The 16,289-nt window shown below is 71.2% G+C and carries 19 protein-coding genes; 8 read left to right on the top strand and 11 right to left on the bottom strand.

From position 1 onward, the window contains the following. Positions 1 to 122: 122 nt before the first annotated feature. Positions 123 to 473 carry a hypothetical protein gene (locus tag KZ829_RS09475; protein ID WP_220143469.1) on the bottom strand — a complete coding sequence of 117 codons (351 nt, stop codon included), beginning with the start codon at positions 471 to 473 and terminating at the stop codon, positions 123 to 125. A gap of 19 nt (positions 474 to 492) precedes the next feature. Continuing rightward, a complete protein-coding gene (locus KZ829_RS44445; RefSeq protein ID WP_308285409.1) occupies positions 493 to 1,083 on the bottom strand; it encodes a sugar O-acetyltransferase in 591 nt (196 codons plus the stop codon). Positions 1,084 to 1,159: 76 nt separating this feature from the next. On the opposite strand from KZ829_RS44445, the gene KZ829_RS09485 reads away from it, so the two are divergent. After that, entirely contained in the window at positions 1,160 to 1,405 is a 246-nt protein-coding gene (locus KZ829_RS09485) for a DUF2630 family protein (RefSeq protein WP_220143470.1), read from the top strand. A 70-nt stretch (positions 1,406 to 1,475) separates the two neighbouring features. Here KZ829_RS09485 and KZ829_RS09490 read toward each other — a convergent pair whose 3' ends face one another. Beyond that, entirely contained in the window at positions 1,476 to 2,381 is a 906-nt protein-coding gene (locus KZ829_RS09490; RefSeq protein ID WP_372453846.1) for a serine protein kinase RIO, read from the bottom strand. A gap of 145 nt (positions 2,382 to 2,526) precedes the next feature. After that, a complete protein-coding gene (locus tag KZ829_RS09495; RefSeq protein ID WP_183217630.1) occupies positions 2,527 to 3,174 on the bottom strand; it encodes an HAD family hydrolase in 648 nt (215 codons plus the stop codon). Between the two features lie 164 nt (positions 3,175 to 3,338). On the opposite strand from KZ829_RS09495, the gene KZ829_RS09500 reads away from it, so the two are divergent. The 4 genes from KZ829_RS09500 to mug all read left to right on the top strand — a co-directional run bounded on the left by KZ829_RS09500 (position 3,339) and on the right by mug (position 6,090). Next, positions 3,339 to 3,923: a TetR/AcrR family transcriptional regulator gene (locus tag KZ829_RS09500; protein ID WP_204296370.1), complete on the top strand. Its 585-nt coding sequence runs from the start codon at positions 3,339 to 3,341 to the stop codon at positions 3,921 to 3,923. A 61-nt stretch (positions 3,924 to 3,984) separates the two neighbouring features. Then, positions 3,985 to 4,764: a helix-turn-helix domain-containing protein gene (locus KZ829_RS09505; RefSeq protein ID WP_220143471.1), complete on the top strand. Its 780-nt coding sequence runs from the start codon at positions 3,985 to 3,987 to the stop codon at positions 4,762 to 4,764. Continuing rightward, complete coding sequence (locus KZ829_RS09510) at positions 4,745 to 5,506, top strand: SDR family oxidoreductase (protein WP_220143472.1); 762 nt, start codon at positions 4,745 to 4,747, stop codon at positions 5,504 to 5,506. Before KZ829_RS09505 ends, KZ829_RS09510 begins: the two co-directional genes overlap by 20 nt. Then, positions 5,503 to 6,090: a G/U mismatch-specific DNA glycosylase gene (mug, locus tag KZ829_RS09515; protein ID WP_308285410.1), complete on the top strand. Its 588-nt coding sequence runs from the start codon at positions 5,503 to 5,505 to the stop codon at positions 6,088 to 6,090. The genes KZ829_RS09510 and mug overlap by 4 nt, the downstream gene beginning before the upstream one ends. Here the strand turns inward: mug and KZ829_RS09520 are convergent. Further along, entirely contained in the window at positions 6,074 to 6,460 is a 387-nt protein-coding gene (locus KZ829_RS09520; RefSeq protein WP_220143473.1) for a RidA family protein, read from the bottom strand. The two genes, mug and KZ829_RS09520, sit on opposite strands and share 17 nt — an antisense overlap. Before the next feature lie 98 nt (positions 6,461 to 6,558). On the opposite strand from KZ829_RS09520, the gene KZ829_RS09525 reads away from it, so the two are divergent. After that, a complete protein-coding gene (locus tag KZ829_RS09525; RefSeq protein WP_220143474.1) occupies positions 6,559 to 8,064 on the top strand; it encodes a cation:proton antiporter in 1,506 nt (501 codons plus the stop codon). Here the strand turns inward: KZ829_RS09525 and KZ829_RS09530 are convergent. From KZ829_RS09530 to KZ829_RS09545, 4 genes are all read right to left on the bottom strand, one after another. Then, on the bottom strand, positions 8,061 to 9,959 hold the full coding sequence (locus KZ829_RS09530) for an ABC transporter ATP-binding protein (RefSeq protein ID WP_220143475.1): 1,899 nt from the start codon (positions 9,957 to 9,959) through the stop codon (positions 8,061 to 8,063). The genes KZ829_RS09525 and KZ829_RS09530 overlap by 4 nt on opposite strands. Positions 9,960 to 10,032: 73 nt before the next feature. Next, the gene (locus KZ829_RS09535; RefSeq protein WP_220143476.1) at positions 10,033 to 10,824 is read right to left on the bottom strand and encodes an enoyl-CoA hydratase/isomerase family protein; all 792 of its coding nucleotides are present in this window, start codon (positions 10,822 to 10,824) and stop codon (positions 10,033 to 10,035) included. Continuing rightward, on the bottom strand, positions 10,821 to 11,048 hold the full coding sequence (locus KZ829_RS09540; RefSeq protein ID WP_014441759.1) for a helix-turn-helix domain-containing protein: 228 nt from the start codon (positions 11,046 to 11,048) through the stop codon (positions 10,821 to 10,823). Before KZ829_RS09540 ends, KZ829_RS09535 begins: the two co-directional genes overlap by 4 nt. 405 nt (positions 11,049 to 11,453) lie before the next feature. After that, a complete protein-coding gene (locus tag KZ829_RS09545; protein ID WP_220143477.1) occupies positions 11,454 to 13,058 on the bottom strand; it encodes an ABC-F family ATP-binding cassette domain-containing protein in 1,605 nt (534 codons plus the stop codon). A 205-nt stretch (positions 13,059 to 13,263) separates the two neighbouring features. Between KZ829_RS09545 and ypfJ the strand changes: the two genes are divergently transcribed. Beyond that, positions 13,264 to 14,169, top strand: coding sequence for a KPN_02809 family neutral zinc metallopeptidase (ypfJ, locus tag KZ829_RS09550; protein WP_220143478.1), 906 nt, complete (start codon positions 13,264 to 13,266; stop codon positions 14,167 to 14,169). A 55-nt stretch (positions 14,170 to 14,224) separates the two neighbouring features. Here ypfJ and KZ829_RS09555 read toward each other — a convergent pair whose 3' ends face one another. Beyond that, positions 14,225 to 14,854, bottom strand: a complete 630-nt coding sequence (locus KZ829_RS09555) for an acVLRF1 family peptidyl-tRNA hydrolase (protein ID WP_220143479.1) — start codon at positions 14,852 to 14,854, stop codon at positions 14,225 to 14,227. 56 nt (positions 14,855 to 14,910) lie between these two features. On the opposite strand from KZ829_RS09555, the gene KZ829_RS09560 reads away from it, so the two are divergent. After that, entirely contained in the window at positions 14,911 to 15,600 is a 690-nt protein-coding gene (locus KZ829_RS09560) for a DNA alkylation repair protein (protein WP_220143480.1), read from the top strand. A gap of 64 nt (positions 15,601 to 15,664) precedes the next feature. Here the strand turns inward: KZ829_RS09560 and KZ829_RS09565 are convergent, their stop codons facing one another. Then, positions 15,665 to 16,267, bottom strand: a complete 603-nt coding sequence (locus KZ829_RS09565; RefSeq protein WP_220143481.1) for a LysE family transporter — start codon at positions 16,265 to 16,267, stop codon at positions 15,665 to 15,667. Positions 16,268 to 16,289 lie beyond the last annotated feature (22 nt).

A 16,289-nucleotide genomic window follows, 5' to 3' on the forward strand; every position in this document is an offset into this window, starting at 1 on the left:
GCGGTCTGTACCCACCCCCCGGATGCGACATCCTGATCTTGATCGCTCAGAGGTCGATCGCGTAGAACAACAGATCCTCGGGCTCCGTGCGGATCAGGGACATCCCGTGGCGGCGGCCATGGTCACAGGATGGGCTCGGCCCAGGCCGCGTGGTCGAACTCGACCGCCGGGGTGACCCGGCCCTCGACCTCGCCGCCGGCCGTCATGGCGACGGCGACCGAGATGAGGTGCTGGCCGGAGTCGACGTAGTACACCTGGCGGCGGACCCGTGGGCTGTGCCTGATCCGGTAGCGCAGGCCCTCGACGTGAACGATGCCGCACTCGTCGCCGTCGTCCTCGAACGCTGTCGACTCGACCACGACCTGCCAGCCGGCCTTCTGCGCCCGGTAGCACCACACCTCGAAGGCGCGGGCCCGGCCGTCCCGCTCACCCACCCGGGCCAGGATCTCGACCGGATCCGTCCGTTTCTCCACCAGCGTCCTCCCCGCGATGTCAGGGACGATAGCCGGTCTTGTCGGCGCCGGTGATCTCGCGCAGCACCCGGGCCGGGACGCCGGCCGCGATCACCCCGGGCGGAACGGACTTCGTGACCACGCTGCCGGACCCGATGATCGCCCCGTCGCCGATGGTCACGCCCTGGTTGATGGTGACGCCGCCGCCGACCCAGACGTTGTTCCCGATGACGACCGGTTTCGCGTAGCAGGCCCCGGCCGCCCGCTCGGCCGCGTCGACCGCGTGGTTGGACGTGTAGATGCCGACCCGCGGCCCGAACAGCACATGGTCCCCGATGGTGATGCCGCCGCCGTCGAGCATCACGCAGTCGAAGTTGGCGTAGAAGTGGTCGCCGACGCTGATGTTGAACCCGAACTCGCACCGGAACGTCGGCTCGAAGTGGCACTCCCGCCCGACCGACCGCAGCAGCCGCCGCAGGACGGCCTCGCGCTCCGCCTGCGGCCGGCCGAAGCTGTCGTTGTATTCGCTGGTCAGCAGCACGGCTCGTTCCCGGGCGCCGATCAGTTCCGGGGTCAGGTCGTTGTACATCCGCCCGGAGAGGATGTGCTCCCGCTGAGCCTCAAGCGTCACCACATGATCCTAATGTCGGCATGAAACCGGTGCGGTGAGCGCCCACCGGCACGGCCCGGATGCTTAGGCTCCGGGAATGGATGACAAGACTGTGCTGAGCCGCATCAGCGACCTGGTCGATGAGGAGCACACGCTCCGCCGTCAGCTGAGCGACGGCAAGATCTCCTCGGACGAGGAGCACACCCGCCTCCGGGAGCTGGAGGAGTCGCTGGACCAGTGCTGGGACCTGCTGCGCCGGCGCCGTGCGGCCCGCTCGGCCGGCAACGACCCCGACGACGAGCAGGCCCACAGCGTCGACGAGGTGGAGAACTACGTGCAGTGAGCCGGCGCCGGTCGCGGCCGCCGTGGACGCGGCGGCCGCGGGCCGGGCAGTGGCCGGCACTGGACCGCGCTCAGCGCAGTCCCGCCTCGTAGTGCAGGCGCTCGACCAGCGCCTCCTCGTCGACCTCCAGCCCCCGTGACCGGAACCAGCCGGCCACGTTGCGCACGTCCCGCGCGATGAACTCGCCGCCGCGCGGATTCGCGATCACGTCCACGATCTGCGGCAGGTCGATGAGCACCAGCCGCCCGTCGTGGACGAGTGTGTTGTACGGCGACAGGTCCCCGTGTGCCACCTGTGCCCGGGCCAGCACCGAGAGCGCGTCGGTCATCTGCCGCCACAGGTCGGCCAGCCCGTCGGCGTCGGCGCGCACCTGGGCGAGCCGTGGCGCCGCCTCACCGGTCTCCCAGTCGCCGATGAACTCCAGCATCAGCTCGGTGCCGATCAGCTGCACCGGGTAGGGCACACAGATCAGCCCGCTCTCCTGGCCGACCTGCCACAGCCGGCTGAGCGCGCCGAACTCGGCGGCCGCCCACTGCCCGGAGATCATCTCCTTGCCGAAGGCGGTCCGGTTGGTCATGGCCCGCATCTCCCGGGAGCGGCGGACCCGGCGGCCCTCGAGATAGCCGGCGTCCCGGTGGAACATCCGGTGGTCACCGTCTCGGTACCGCTTGGCGGCCAGCATGCTGATCTGGCCGGTGCCCGGGATGGCGCGCCGGACCAGGAAGACGTCGGCCTCCTTGCCGGTCTTCAGCATCCCCAACTCGGTGTCGACGGCGCCGTACTCGGTACGGACCCAGTCGGGCCGGGGATCGGGACCGTGCAGAGCGCCGTCCCAGGTGGACCAGCGGTCGCCCTCCTCGGGCAGATCAGGGTCCTCCTGCAGGGCCGGCTCGAGCCGGCCGCGCTTTACGAAAGTCGGTTCGTCGTCGTCGAACTTGGGGCGCCCACGGCGCATGGTCGTCTCGTGCTCGCGCACTGGAGGGTCTCCTCAGAGAAAGAAGTCATCAGGGAAAACGGGGACGCAGGCATGACAAAGACAGCCACGAGGTCCACCCCCTTCTTTCTCGTCGGGAAACACGCGCGCCCACTCTGTCCGACCGCCGGACCGGGGCGCAACCTATTTATCTGGCGGCCATGATCGCCGAGATTCCCTGGATCACGTTGCCCACCACCCGGGTCGGCGCGAACCGGTTGTCCACCCAGTCCCGCCCGCGGTGCAGCCACACGCTGGGCAGCCCGAGCGCCGCGGCGCCGCCGATGTCGGCCTCCGGGCTGTCCCCGAGCACCCAGGCCCCGGCCAGCCGCATCCGCACCCGCTGCGCGGCCAGGGCGAAGATCCGCGGGTTCGGCTTGCTCACCCCGCACTCCTCGGAGATCACCCAGTCGGCGACATAACGGTCCACCCCGGTACGCCGGATCCGCGCCTCCTGCTGTTCGGTCTGCCCGTTGGTGACCACCACCGGCACCAGCCCCGCGTCGCCCGCGATCTCCAGCGCGCAGCCGACCATCGGGTCCAGCCGTTCGAAGGTGAGCGGCCCGGTGTTCAGTTCGTCGACCAGGTCGATCACCGGCACCCGCAGCCGGTAGCGTTCCCGGATGAGGTCCGCCAGGTCCCAGCGTGAGGTCAGGCCATCGGCGTCGACCGACACCAGCCACTCCAGGTCGTCCTGAGGGGCGGCGATCTCGTCGAGGAAGCCCTTAGACCACAGCCGGAACGCACCGCTGCGGTCGAGCAGGGTGTCGTCCAGGGCGAGGAAGACTAGGGGCACGCGGGCACTTTACGTGAGCGCCTGCCGGACCGCCCAGTCCAGGACTGTTAACAAAACACGGAGCCGATGAGGAAATTCGCATCATCCGATCGTGGGACGGCCATTTGTAGTAAGCCGTACGTACGGATTGCAAGACGGTCCGGCCACATGACACGATCAACGACGTGCCCAGGGTGAGTCAGGACCAGCTCTATGCGCGCCGCCACGAGATCCTCAGTGCGGCCCGCGCCTGTTTCGCGCGGTTCGGCTACGGGGGCGCCACCGTCCGCCGCCTCGAAGAGGCCACCGGCATGTCGCGCGGCGCGATTTTTCACCATTTCCGGGACAAGGAGCATCTGTTCCTCGCTGTGGCCGAGGACGACGCCGCCACCATGGTGGAGACCGTAGCCCGCAACGGCCTGGTCCAGGTGATGCGCGACCTGCTCGACCGGGCCGGCAACAGCGAGGGCGACACGGCCGGCTGGCTCGGCACCCAGCTCGAGGTGTCACACCGTCTGCGTACCGACCCGGCCTTCGCCAAGCGCTGGGCCCAGCGGTCCGCCGCGATCGCCGACGCCACCCGCGAGCGGCTCCAGCGGCAGCGCGAGGCCGGGGTGCTGCGCGAGGACGTACCGGTCGAGGTTCTCACCCAGTTCCTGGAGCTCGCCTACGACGGCCTGGTGTTGCACCTGGCCACCGGCCGCCCGGCCGGCGAACTGACCCGTGTCCTCGACGTGGTCGAGGAGGCGGTCCGCAAGCCCGCCGCGTGATTCCCGTCGATTACCCCGGAGGTAATGGTGAACGCGCGTGGCCGCTGCCTAGGCTGCCCGCATGGGCGAGGTGGGAAGGCTGCTGCGCGGCTGGCGGGACACCCGGAGGCTGAGCCAGCTCGATCTGTCGGGCCGGTCCGGGGTGTCCACCCGGCATCTGTCGTTCGTGGAGACCGGCCGGTCCCGGCCCACCCGGCAGATGCTGCTGCGGCTGGCCGAGGAGCTGGACGTGCCGTTGCGCGCCCGCAACGAGCTGCTGCTGGCCGGAGGGTACGCGCCCGCCTACCCGGAGTCGGCACTGGACGGCCCACCGCTGGCCGAGGTGCTGTCCGCGCTCCGCGAGGTGCTGGCCGGGCACGGGCCGAACCCGGCAATACTGGTGGACCGGCACTGGACCATGGTCGACGGCAACGCGGCGGTGGACCTCTTCACCACGGGATGCGCGCCGGAGTTGCTGGCGCCGCCGGTCAACGTGCTGCGCCTGGCCCTGCATCCGGCCGGCCTGGCGCCCCGGATCGGCAATCTCGCCGAGTGGCGCACCCACCTCCTGCACCGGCTGGACCGGCAGGCCGCGGCCACCGGCGACCCGGTGCTGCACGAGCTGCGGGCCGAACTGGCCGGCTATCCGGGCGGCGAGGCCGACGCCCGCCCGGACGGGCTGGTGGTGCCGCTGCGGTTCGGCGACCTGAACCTGTTCAGCATCACGTCGGTGCTCGGCACCCCGCGTGACGTCACCCTGTCCGAGCTGGCCATCGAGACGTTCCTGCCGGCCGACGCGGCCACCGCGACCGCGCTCGGCCGCCGGATGGCAGGATCGTCCCATGGACCTTGGGCTGGCTGATCGTGTCTTCATCCTCACCGGCGCCTCGCGCGGGCTGGGGTTCGCCACCGCACAGGCGCTCGTCGGCGACGGCGCCCGGGTGGTGATCTCCTCGCGCGACGCCGACCGGGTCGCCGAGGCGGTGGACCGGCTGGGCGGCCCCGAGCACGCCCTCGGGGTGACCGCCGACCTGGCCGACCCGAGCACACCGCGCGAACTCGTGCACGCCGCGCAGGAGCGGTTCGGCCGGCTGGACGGCGCGCTCATCTCGGTCGGCGGACCCACTCCGGGCACCGCGGCCAGCATGAGCGACGACCAGTGGACGACCGCCTTCGAGACGGTGTTCCTCGGTTCGGTGCGCGCGGCCCGCACATTCGCCGCCGCCCTGCCCGAGGGCGGCGCCATCGGCCTGGTCCTGTCCACGTCGGTGAAGACGCCGCTGGCCGGGCTGGGCCTCTCCAACGGCTTCCGCCCCGGCCTGGCGATGGTGGCGAAGGACATGGCCGACGAGTTCGCCCCGCGCGGCGTCCGGGTGCTGAGCATCCTGCCGGGCCGTTTCATGACCGACCGCAGCCGCGAGCTCTTCGAGGCCGCCCCCGACCCGGCGGCCGCGGCCGAGGCGGTCGCCGCGAACATCCCGCTGAGCCGGATCGGCGAGCCCACCGAGTTCGGCCGGGTCGCGGCCTTCCTGCTCTCCCCCGCCGCCAGCTACGTGACCGGCGTGGCGGTCCCGGTCGACGGCGGCGCCCTTCGCACCCTGTGACCCTCCCGCCCACCGAGCCCGCCTCCACGGTCCGCCGTCCGAGCGCCGAAGAGGTGGCGGCCGCGGCCGGGCGGACCATCCCCGACGTGGCCGGGCCCGATCTGCTGGTGCTGTTCTCCGGCATCAACCCGAGCCTCTACTCGGCGGCGACCGGCCACCACTTCGCCCGGCCCGGCAACCGGTTCTGGCCGGCGCTGCACGGCGCCGGCTTCACCGACCGCCTGCTGGCGCCCTCCGAACAGCACCTGCTGCCCGTTCTCGGACTCGGCATCACCAATGTGGTGGCCCGGGCCACCGCCCGCGCCGACGAGCTCTCCCCCGAGGAGTACGCCGAGGGCGGCGCCCAGCTCACGGAACGGGTGGCCCGCCTGCGGCCGCGGTGTCTCGCGGTGCTCGGGGTGACCGCCTACCGTGCCGCCTTCCGCCGCCCGAAGGCACGGTTGGGGCCACAGGACGAGGCGCTCGCGGGCGTACCGGTGTGGGTGTTGCCGAACCCGAGCGGCCTGAACGCGCACTTCCAGTTGCCCGCCCTGATCAGCGAGTTCGCGGCGCTCCGCGCCGCGACGCTCAGGCGACAGCGATGATCTCCAGCTCGACGAGCCAATCGCTCTCCAGCGTCTGTACGACGATCGCCGTGGTGGGAATGGCACGCCCGCCGAGCGCCGCCACCCGGGCCGCCGCGTTCTCCTCGGCGTAGGACACGTCCCGCAGGTAGCTGGTCAGGCGGACGACGTTGTCCACCGTCATCCCCGCCGAGGCCAGGATGGTGCGGATGTTGTTCCAGACGAGTTCGAGCTGTTCGGTGAGATCCGCGCCCGGCCGCCCACCCGGATCGAGCCCCATCGTCCCGGAGACGAAGAGCATCCGCTGCGCCCCTCGAACCTCCATGGCGTGCACGTAGTCGCCGGTGGCCGGATAGATGCCGTCGATCGGATTGCGCGCGACCGTCTCCATCCGGCCGAGCCTAATCCGGTTTCCTCGATCTCGGGGCACCGGATCGCTCATCCGGTCGGGGTGATCCGGTCGTACCCGTCTCGCGGTCTGATCGGGGCATGAATGAAGCGGCGGCGGCAATGGCGCTGCTCGCCGTCTTCGGTTGGGGGTTGTGGTCGGCGCGGCTGGGTCGCGCCGACCTCACCGCGCCGATCCTGTTCGTCAGCGCCGGACTGCTGCTCTCCACCGGCCCGATGCCCGATCCGGAGGCCACCCGTGAGGTGGTCCGGCTGCTGGCCGAGATCACCCTGGTCTGGGTGCTGTTCGCCGACGCGTCCCGGGTGGGGTTGCCGGAGTTCCGCGCCGACCTGGGCCTCTTCGCACGGCTGCTGGGGATCGGCCTGCCGCTGACGATCGCGGTGGGCACCCTGCTGGCGGCCGTGTTCTTCGGCGAGCTGGGATTCTGGCTCGCGCTCCTGATCGGTGCCGCCCTGGCGCCGACGGACGCGGCCCTGGGCGCGGCAGTGATGTCCGACCCGTCGGTGCCGGAGCGGATCCGCCGGACGCTCAATGTGGAGAGTGGACTCAACGACGGCATCGCGACCCCGGTCGTGACACTGGCGATCGCCGGCGCGGCGGCCACCGCCGGCAGTCCGCACACGGCGATCGGCGACGTGGTGATCGGCGTGGCGGCCGGCGTCGGCGCCGGGCTGGTGGGCGGCCGGGCGATGCGCACCGCCCGGGCCCGGGGCTGGGCGTCCGAGGATTTCGCCGGGCCGGGCGTGCTGGCGCTGGCCCTGGCCGTCTACACCGGCACGCACTGGCTGGGCGGCAACGGTTTCGTCGCCGCTTTCGTGGCCGGCATCGTGTTCGGGGCGGCGGCCGGCCGGGGCAGCGCACGCGAGGTCTTCTACGTCGAGCAGACCGCCGGCCTGGCCTCCCTGCTGACCTGGTTGATCTTCGGTGCGGCCGCGGTGCCGATCGTCATCGCCCACACCGACTGGCCGGTGATCGGGTACGCGCTCCTGAGCCTTACCGTGATCCGGATGCTGCCGGCCGGGCTCTCCCTGATCGGCAGCGGCCTTCCGCTCCGGACGATCGCCTTCATCAGCTGGTTCGGCCCCCGCGGCCTGGCGTCGATCGTCTTCGCGATGCTCGCGGTGGAGGATCTCGGCCCGCGGGCGGACCGTGCCGTCGCCGTGATCGGGCTGACCGTCCTGTTCAGCGTCTTCGCTCACGGCCTGACCGCGAAGCCCCTGGCCGCCCGCTTCGCAAAACACAGCGGCCGGCAGGCGACCACCGCCGGCGCCACCGCGGCGGCCGCGCCGGGCAGCGTTCTCAGCCCGGCCGCCGACGCCACCCCGGAGGCCGGGACCACAGTGGACACGCCTGGAGCCGCCGCACGGCAGCCGGGCGCCGCTCCCGATCCGGCCCGGGCCACCGCGGGCCCGGGCACCGGCCCGCCGGGCCCGGGCAAGGACCCGACCGGCCCGCCGGGCCCGGGCGAGGACGCGACCGCCCCGCCGGCCCCGGAGCGTGCCGGATCCGATCGCCAGGCCGGTGTGCTGCCTGCGCGCGGCCTGCTCCACCGTCACCCGGCCCACCATCGGCCGGACGGGCCCTAACCACGATCGTCACCGGCGCTTGGCCCGACCGCCATCTCCCGCGATGGGAGTTCCGCGAACTGGGTCCGGTAGAGATCGGCGTAGAGCCCACCCGCGACGATCAACTCCTCGTGCCGGCCGCGCTCGACGATGCGCCCCCTGTCCAGAACCAGAATCTGGTCGGCCTCCCGAATGGTGGAGAGCCGGTGCGCGATGACCAGCGCCGTCCGCCCGCGCAGCGCCTCGGCGAGCGCCCGTTGCACGGCCGCCTCGGATTCGCTGTCCAGGTGGGCGGTGGCCTCGTCGAGGATGACGATCGACGGCTGTTTGAGCAGCAGCCGGGCGATGGCGAGCCGCTGTTTCTCCCCGCCGGAGAACCGGTAGCCGCGCTCCCCCACCACGGTGTCGAGCCCGTCCGGCAGGGCCCGCACCAGCGCGGCGATCCGCGCGCCGGTGAGCGCGTCCCACATCTGTTCCTCGGTGGCGTCTGGTCGTGCGTACCGAAGATTGTCGGCGATGGTCTCGTGGAACAGATGCGAGTCCTGGGTGACGACGCCGACGGTGTCGCGCAGTGACGCGAGGGTGGCGTCGCGCACGTCGACCCCACCGATCCGGACCGAGCCGCCGGTCACGTCGTAGACCCGGGAGACCAGCATCGACGTGGTGGACTTGCCGGCGCCGGACGGGCCGACGAGCGCGACCATCTGCCCCGGCTCGACGGTGAAGTCGAGGCCGGCGAGGACCTCCTCGTTCTCCCGGTGGTCGAGGGTGGCGACGTCCTCCAGGGTGGCGAGCGACACCTCGGCGGCGCTGGGGTAGCGGAACCGGGCGTCCCGGAACTCGATGAGCCCGGAGCCGGCCGGGATGGGTACGGCGCCCGGCTTCTCGGCGATGCCCGGTCGCAGGTCCAGCACCTCGAAGACCCGGTCGAAGGAGACCAGCGCGCTCATCACGTCGACCCGGACGTTGCTGAGCGCGGTGAGCGGACCGTACAGCCGGGTGAGCAGCAACGCCAGGGTGACGACGGTGCCGGCCGAGACGTCGCCGCGGACCGCCAGCCAGCCGCCCAGCCCGTACGTCAGCGCCTGCGCGAGCGAAGCGACGAGCAGCATCGCGACGAAGAAGGTCCGGGAATACATCGCCTGCTGGACGCCGATGTCGCGGACCCGGCCGGCGCGCTCGCCGAACCGGGCGGCCTCGACCTCCGGCCGCCCGAAGAGCTTGACGAGCAGCGCGCCGGAGACGTTGAACCGCTCGGTCATCGTCGCGTTCATCTTCGCGTCGAGGTTGTACGACTCCCGGGTGATCTCGGCGAGCCGCTTGCCCACCCGTCGCGCCGGCACGATGAAGACCGGCAGCAGGAACAGCGACAGGGCGGTGATCTGCCAGGACAGGGTGAACATCACCGCGGCCGTGAGGACCAGCTGGATGACGTTGCTGACCACGCCGGAGAGCGTCGACGTGAAGGCCCGCTGCGCGCCGACGACGTCGTTGTTGAGCCGGCTGACCAGGGCGCCGGTCTGGGTGCGCGCGAAGAACTGCAACGGCATGCGCTGCACGTGGTCGTAGACCCGGGTGCGCAGGTCGAGGATGATGCCCTCGCCGATGCGTGCCGAATACCACCGCTGGGCGAGCGACAGCAGGGCCTCGGCGACGGCCAGCCCGGCGATCACCAGGGCGATCCGGACCACCGCGTCCGCGCGTCCGGCGGTGATCGCGTTGATCACGTCGCCGGCGAGCAGTGGGGTGGCCACACCGATCCCGGCGGCGAGGACCACGGTCAGCAGGAACACCGCGATGTCACGCCGGTACGGCGCGGCGAACCGCAGGATCCGCTCCGACGTGCCCTTGCGCACACGGTGCCGGCTGACCCGGTCCGCGTTCTGGATCGAGCGCAGGACACTCCAGCTGGACATGTCACCTCCCGGGTGCCGTTCGACGGGGCAGCACACAGTCTGCCCCGTGGGTACGACAATCCCGGGAGGTGATCTACTCCCCGGAACCCAGCAGGTCGCTCAACCTGCGGGTCTGTGCTTCGCGCTCGGCCCGGTCCTGCTCCGCGTACGACCGCTGGGGCGCACCCGCGAGCAGGGCCTTGATCTCGGCGACCGCGCCACCGTCCGCGGCCAGCACCGCCGCGGCGAGGTCGGCCACCGCCCCGTCCAGTTCGGTTCGGGGGACCACGGCCGTCGCCAGGCCGATCCGGTCCGCCTCGTCGGCCGCCATCCGCCGGCCGGTCACGCATATCTCCAGTGCCCGGGACGGGCCGACCAGCTCGGTGAGCCGTTTCGTACCGCCCAGATCGGGAACCAGCCCGAGTGTGACCTCGGCCATGGAGAACCGCGCGTCGTCGGCGAGGACCCGCATGTCACAGTTCAGCGCAAGCTGGAAGCCGGCGCCGATCGCGTGTCCTTGCACAGCGGCAATCGTCACAATGGACGGACTGCGCAACCAGGTGAACGCGGTCTGGAACCCGGCAATCCGATCCGCGCACTCGGACGCGGACAACTGTGCCAGGACGGCCAGAGAAGAATCGCCGTCGCCACGTGCCACCGACAGATCCAGGCCGGCGGAAAACGCGCGTCCCTCGCCCCGGACAATGACGACCCGGACGTCACCCGGTAATTTTCGTGAAATGTTGCCGAGCTCCGTCCACATGGCCGGAGTCTGAGCATTGAGAACGTCGGGCCGGCACAACGTCACCGTCGCGACCGGCCCGTCCTGTTCGTAGCGAACGCCGACGTCGTCGGTGGAACTGGGTCGAGCGTTGCCGGACGTCACGCCTTCTTACGGCGGCGGGCGCCGCCACGCTGGCGCAACTGAACACCCGACTCGGTGAGCACGCGGTGGACGAATCCGTAGGAACGGCCGGTGGAAGCGGCCAGCGCGCGGATGCTCTCGCCGGAGGTGTAACGCTTCACCAGGTCCTTGGCGAGCGACTGCCGCTCGCTACCGACGATTCGACGACCCTTCTCAGTACTGGTAGCTGTGCCAGTGGCTGCCATCTTGAATCCTCACGTCGCAGACAGTGCGGTCAGATACGGTCCCTCCTATTACACCGTCTCGAACGATCATGCGCCAGGCATCTAGCCCCCGTGAACGTGCCCATTTATTACTGTCAGGAACTTGACGGTTACCACCGGCATCAATGTCAGACAGTTTGCCGGCAGCCTCTCGGAAGGCATTTCCGGGCAGCGGGGCCGCCGCCCAAGACCATCGATCACCTGCGGAAACACTCGATCGAGGGGAGGCCCTCGATCGCTCCGGAGAGTGCTGTGATCGCTCCATGGCGTGACACTCGACCTTGGGACGGAGCCCCGGCCGAGCGCCCGACCTGTTGGCAAACGCCCGAACATCGCACTGTCTGTGTGGGCACCTGTTGACAACTGACGATCGGCAATGATCCCGGCTCAGGCCAGCTCGACGAGCTCCAGGAGATCGTCGCTCCAGGCGTCCTCGTCGCCGTCCGGCAGCAGGATCGCCCGGTCCGGCTTCAGCGCCTGCACACAGCCGGCGTCGTGGGTGACCAGCACGATCGCCCCCGGGTAGTTGGCGATCGCGTCCAGCACCTGCTCGCGGCTCACCGGGTCGAGGTTGTTGGTCGGCTCGTCCAGCAGCAGCACGTTGGCGCCCGAGCAGACCAGGGTGGCCAGGGCCAGCCGGGTCTTCTCACCGCCGGAGAGCACACCGGCCGGCTTGTCGACGTCGTCACCGGAGAAGAGGAACGCGCCCAGGATCTTGCGCAGTTCGGTGTCGGTCTGCTCGGACCCGGCGCTGCGCATGTGCTCCAGGATGGTCCGGTCCACGTCCAGCGTCTCGTGCTCCTGGGCGTAGTAGCCCAGCCGCAGCCCGTGCCCGGCACGCACCTCACCGGTGTCCGGCTCCAGCAGGCCGCCCAGCATCCGCAGCAGGGTGGTCTTGCCGGCGCCGTTGAGGCCCAGGATGGCGACCCGGGAACCGCGGTCCACCGCCACGCTGACATCGGTGAAGATCTCCAGCGAGCCGTACGACTTCGACAGCCCGGACGCGGTCAGCGGGGTCTTGCCACACGGGGCCGGGCTCGGGAACCGGACCTTCGCCACCCTGTCGGAGGTACGCACCTCTTCCAGCCCACCGAGCAGCTTCTCGGCACGACGCGCCATGTTCTGGGCGGCGACCGTCTTGGTGGCCTTGGCACGCATCTTGTCCGCCTGCGCCATCAGGGCGCCGGCCTTCTTCTCCGCGTTGGCCCGCTCCCGGCGGCGGCGGCGCTCGTCGGTCTCGCGGGCCTCCAGGTACGTCTTCCAGCCCATGTTGTACATGTCGACGACCGAGCGGTTGGCGTCCAGATACCAGACCTTGTTGACGGCGGCGTCGAGCAGTTCGACGTCGTGACTGATCACCACGAGGCCGCCCTTGTGCTGCGCCATGTAGCCGCGCAGCCAGGTGATCGAGTCCTGGTCGAGGTGGTTCGTCGGCTCGTCGAGCAGCAGGATGCCCTTGCCGTTCTGCCCCGAGTTGGCGAACAGGATGCGGGCCAGCTCGATCCGGCGGCGCTGACCGCCGGAGAGGGTGCCGATCGTCTGGGCCAGGGCGCGCTCCGGCAGGCCCAGGTTGGCGCAGATCCGGGCGGCCTCGGCCTCGGCGCCGTAGCCACCGAGGGCGGAGAACTGGTCCTCCAGGTGCCCGTAGCGCCGGACCAGCTTCTCGTCGCCGCTCTCCTCGAGCTGGACCTCGAGCTTCTGCATCTCGGCGAGGATGGTGTCCAGGCCGCGGGCGGACAGGACCCGGTCGCGGCCGGTCACGTTCAGATCCCCGGTACGCGGGTCCTGCGGCAGGTAACCGATCTCACTGGTCCGCTCGACGCTTCCCGCGTACGGGATCCCCTCCCCGGCGAGCACCTTGAGCGTGGTGGTCTTGCCCGCGCCGTTGCGGCCGACCAGGCCGATCCGGTCGCCGGGCTGCACCCGCATCGTGGTCGGGGAGATCAGGATGCGCGCGCCGGCGCGGAGTTCCAGTCCGGTGGCGGTGATCATGAGGTTTCTCGCTCTCGGTGAGACGGCTGACTCAGGGCGCAGAAAAGCGCCGGCCATCGCAGATGACGGTCGGCGCCGGGGCAGGTCAGCCTTCGCAGAGCAGCACGCGGCCATGATACCCGGGCCGCCACGGCACCTCCCACCCGATTAATTCACAAGGTCAACGGGTAACCCGCCGGGCAACCGTGGTGAAGGTGGGACGACTATGGAACTCAACGAACGCGCCGACATCGACACCGGTTCGATCGAGGACGGCCGCGGATCGGGTGGTGGCGGTGGCATCGGCGGGCTGCCGATCGGCGGTGGCGGCCTCGCCGGCATCGTGGTCACCCTGATCATCGCCCTGGTCGGCGGCTACTTCGGGATCAACACGATGGGCGGGGGCGGCGGCGAGTCGACCGGCCAGCCGATCACCCAGTGCAGCACCGGCGCGGAGCAGCTCCAGCAACTGGTGTGCCGCAACGGGCTCTATGTGACGTCGATCCAGGCGTACTGGCGTGACGAGTTGCCGCAGGCGTTCGGCGAACAGTACGTCCCGGCCAAGACTCACCTCTTCGAGGGCTCGGTGAACACCGCCTGCGGCGCCGCCGACTCCGGTGTGGGCCCGTTCTACTGCCCGGCCGACGACAAGGTCTACATCGATCTCTCCTTCTACCAGGTGCTGTCCCGGCAACTGGGCGCGCCGGGCGAGTTCGCTCAGCCGTACGTGCTGGCCCACGAGTACGGGCACCACATCCAGGACGTGCTCGGCACCGAGGCCGAGATGCGCCGCCGGCAGGAACGCGACCCGGACTCCGCCAACCAGGAGTCGGTGAAGCTGGAGCTCCAGGCCGACTGCTACGCCGGGGCCTGGGCGAACGCGGCCGCGAACACCACCGACAAGGACGGCGACAAGATCTTCACCAGCCTCACCGACACCGACATCCAGGAGGGCATCCAGGCCGCCGGCCAGATCGGCGACGACACCCTCCAGCAGCGCGGTGGCGGCCGGGTCGACCCCGAGCAGTTCACCCACGGCACGTCCGAGCAGCGCCAGCACTGGTTCCGCGTCGGTTACGAGTCCGGCGACCCGAAGCAGTGCGACACCTTCAAGGCGGGCGCGGTCGCCTGACCCACCCGGATCAGGATCGGCAGGGCTTCACTCGCGGATCAGGATCGGCAGGGCTTCACTCGCGGATCAGGATCGGCACGGCGCGAGCCGCGGCCACGGCGGTCACCAGGACCGCGTGCCGCGGCTCCGGCACATCCAGCAACCTTCCGGTACGGAGAGCGGCCACCGCCCTCAGCTGCGGCACGGCCAGGATGGTGTCCACCGCCACACGGTCACCTCCGGCCACGAGCGCGGCCATCGTCCGTACCTCCGGAAGGAGAATGCGCCCCACGATGCCGGCGGCGTCGGCAGCGGCCGCTTTGGCCTGATTGTCCCGGCGGCGCGCGAAGCGCTGTTGCGACCAGCCGCCCGCGGCCGTGCGCCCCTGCACGTAATGGGTGTCCACCTTGGACGTGATCAGCTCGTCGCCGTCGGCGATACCGACCGCGACCGCGCCCTTGCGGGCCAGCAGCAACCCCAGCCGTCGCGGTGCCCGCGCTTCCCGGATCAGCTCGGCCAGCGTCGTGACCGGCCCGGCTCCCGGGGGCGCGTGCAGCGTCGCCGACGCGCCGTCCTCGGCGGTCACCGTCAACCCCTCTGCACGGTACGGGCCATGGCGCGCCGCGAAGTTCTCCAGCCATCGCGGCAGCCGCCCGGGCGCGACATCGACCCACTTGCCACCGCCGGCCGCCGCACGTTCCCCCATTCCGCCCACCCTACTTCCGCGGATTTCCGTCGTACCCCGGTGGCAGGATGCGGGACATGAGCGATCTGGCTGTGGTTCTGGTCGACCGGCTCGCCGCCGCGTTCGACGAGGCCCGCGACCCGGTGCGGGCGGTCGGGGCGGCGGCCTACATGCGCGATCAGTTCCCGTTCCTCGGCCTGACCAGCCCGGTGCGGCGCGCCCGGGCCCGCGTGGCCCTGGCCGGCCTGCCACGACCGGCCGAGGCCGAGCTGCGCGACGTGGCGCTGGCCTGCTGGTCCCGTGACGAGCGCGAGTTCCAGCAGTTCGCCTGCGACTACCTGGCGAGGCACATCAAGGTCCCAGGGCCGGCGTTCCTCGACACGGTGGCCGAGCTGATCGTGACGAAATCCTGGTGGGACACAGTGGACGCGCTGGCCGCCCACGTGGTCGGCGACCTGGTGCGACGGCATCCGGACACGGTCACCCGGATGGACGAGTGGTCCCGCGCCGACGACATGTGGCTGGTCCGGGCCGCGATCCTGCACCAGCTCACCTACGGCCCGGCCACCGACACCGACCGCCTGTTCGGCTATTGCGCCGCCCAGGCCGGCCACCGCGACTTCTTCATCCGCAAGGCGATCGGCTGGGCTCTGCGCCAGCACACCCGCACCGACCCGGAGGCGGTCCGCGCCTTCCTGTCCGCCCAGGGCGATCGCCTGTCCCCACTCTCCCGCCGCGAGGCGGCCAGACACCTGGTCAACCGGTGACAAGCAGCGGCCTTCACCGAGGTGCGACTCGGGCCGTTCCGCACGCGGTCGGCCAGACACCTGGTCAACCGGTGACGAGCAGCTGGAGGGCCAGGCCGGCGATCACGATGCTGGAGACCAGGGCGGTGATCAGGCGGCCACGCCGGCCGGTGAGGAACCGGCCGATCAGCGAGCCGCCACCGGCGATCAGCAGCTGCCAGCTCGCCGAGGCGAGGAAGGCGCCGGCCACGAACCACACGCCGCCTCCCGCGCCGCCGCTGCCGAGCACCAGCGCCGCGAAGTAGATCACGGTGGCCGGGTTGAGCAGCGTGAGGCCGAGAACACCGGCGTAGGCGCGGAACGCCGTCGCCGGCCGCTCGTCCCGCTGGGTCACCCCGGTCGCGCGGATCGCACCCCAGGCGGTCCATCCGGCCAGCGCGAGGAGCACCGCCGCCCCGGCCCACCGGAGCGGCACGGCCACCGGCGCGATCGCGGCCGCGACAGCCGCTCCCCCGGCCACGGCGACCAGCGCGTAGAGGCCGTCCGCGGTGGCCGCGCCGAGCCCGGCCGCCGCGCCGACCCGCAACGAGGTCCGGGCGCTGAGCCCGGCGATGAGCACACCGATGGCTCCCACGGGCACCGCGATGCCGTAGCCGGCGACCACACCGGCCAGGAACGCCCCGCTCATGACCGCTGCCGGCGACCCGAAA

Source organism: Actinoplanes hulinensis (assembly GCF_019429605.1).
GTDB classification, from domain to species: domain Bacteria; phylum Actinomycetota; class Actinomycetes; order Mycobacteriales; family Micromonosporaceae; genus Actinoplanes; species Actinoplanes campanulatus.

Coding starts and splice junctions, on each gene's coding strand:
- KZ829_RS09530 (WP_220143475.1), bottom strand. CDS start 9,959: ATGTCCAGCTGGAGTGTCCTGCGCTCGATCCAGAACGCGGACCGGGTC.
- KZ829_RS09485 (WP_220143470.1), top strand. CDS start 1,160: ATGGATGACAAGACTGTGCTGAGCCGCATCAGCGACCTGGTCGATGAG.
- KZ829_RS09510 (WP_220143472.1), top strand. CDS start 4,745: ATGGACCTTGGGCTGGCTGATCGTGTCTTCATCCTCACCGGCGCCTCG.
- ypfJ (WP_220143478.1), top strand. CDS start 13,264: ATGGAACTCAACGAACGCGCCGACATCGACACCGGTTCGATCGAGGAC.
- KZ829_RS09540 (WP_014441759.1), bottom strand. CDS start 11,048: ATGGCAGCCACTGGCACAGCTACCAGTACTGAGAAGGGTCGTCGAATC.
- KZ829_RS09565 (WP_220143481.1), bottom strand. CDS start 16,267: ATGAGCGGGGCGTTCCTGGCCGGTGTGGTCGCCGGCTACGGCATCGCG.
- KZ829_RS09545 (WP_220143477.1), bottom strand. CDS start 13,058: ATGATCACCGCCACCGGACTGGAACTCCGCGCCGGCGCGCGCATCCTG.
- KZ829_RS09560 (WP_220143480.1), top strand. CDS start 14,911: ATGAGCGATCTGGCTGTGGTTCTGGTCGACCGGCTCGCCGCCGCGTTC.
- KZ829_RS09520 (WP_220143473.1), bottom strand. CDS start 6,460: ATGGAGACGGTCGCGCGCAATCCGATCGACGGCATCTATCCGGCCACC.
- KZ829_RS09555 (WP_220143479.1), bottom strand. CDS start 14,854: ATGGGGGAACGTGCGGCGGCCGGCGGTGGCAAGTGGGTCGATGTCGCG.
- KZ829_RS09525 (WP_220143474.1), top strand. CDS start 6,559: ATGAATGAAGCGGCGGCGGCAATGGCGCTGCTCGCCGTCTTCGGTTGG.
- KZ829_RS09505 (WP_220143471.1), top strand. CDS start 3,985: ATGGGCGAGGTGGGAAGGCTGCTGCGCGGCTGGCGGGACACCCGGAGG.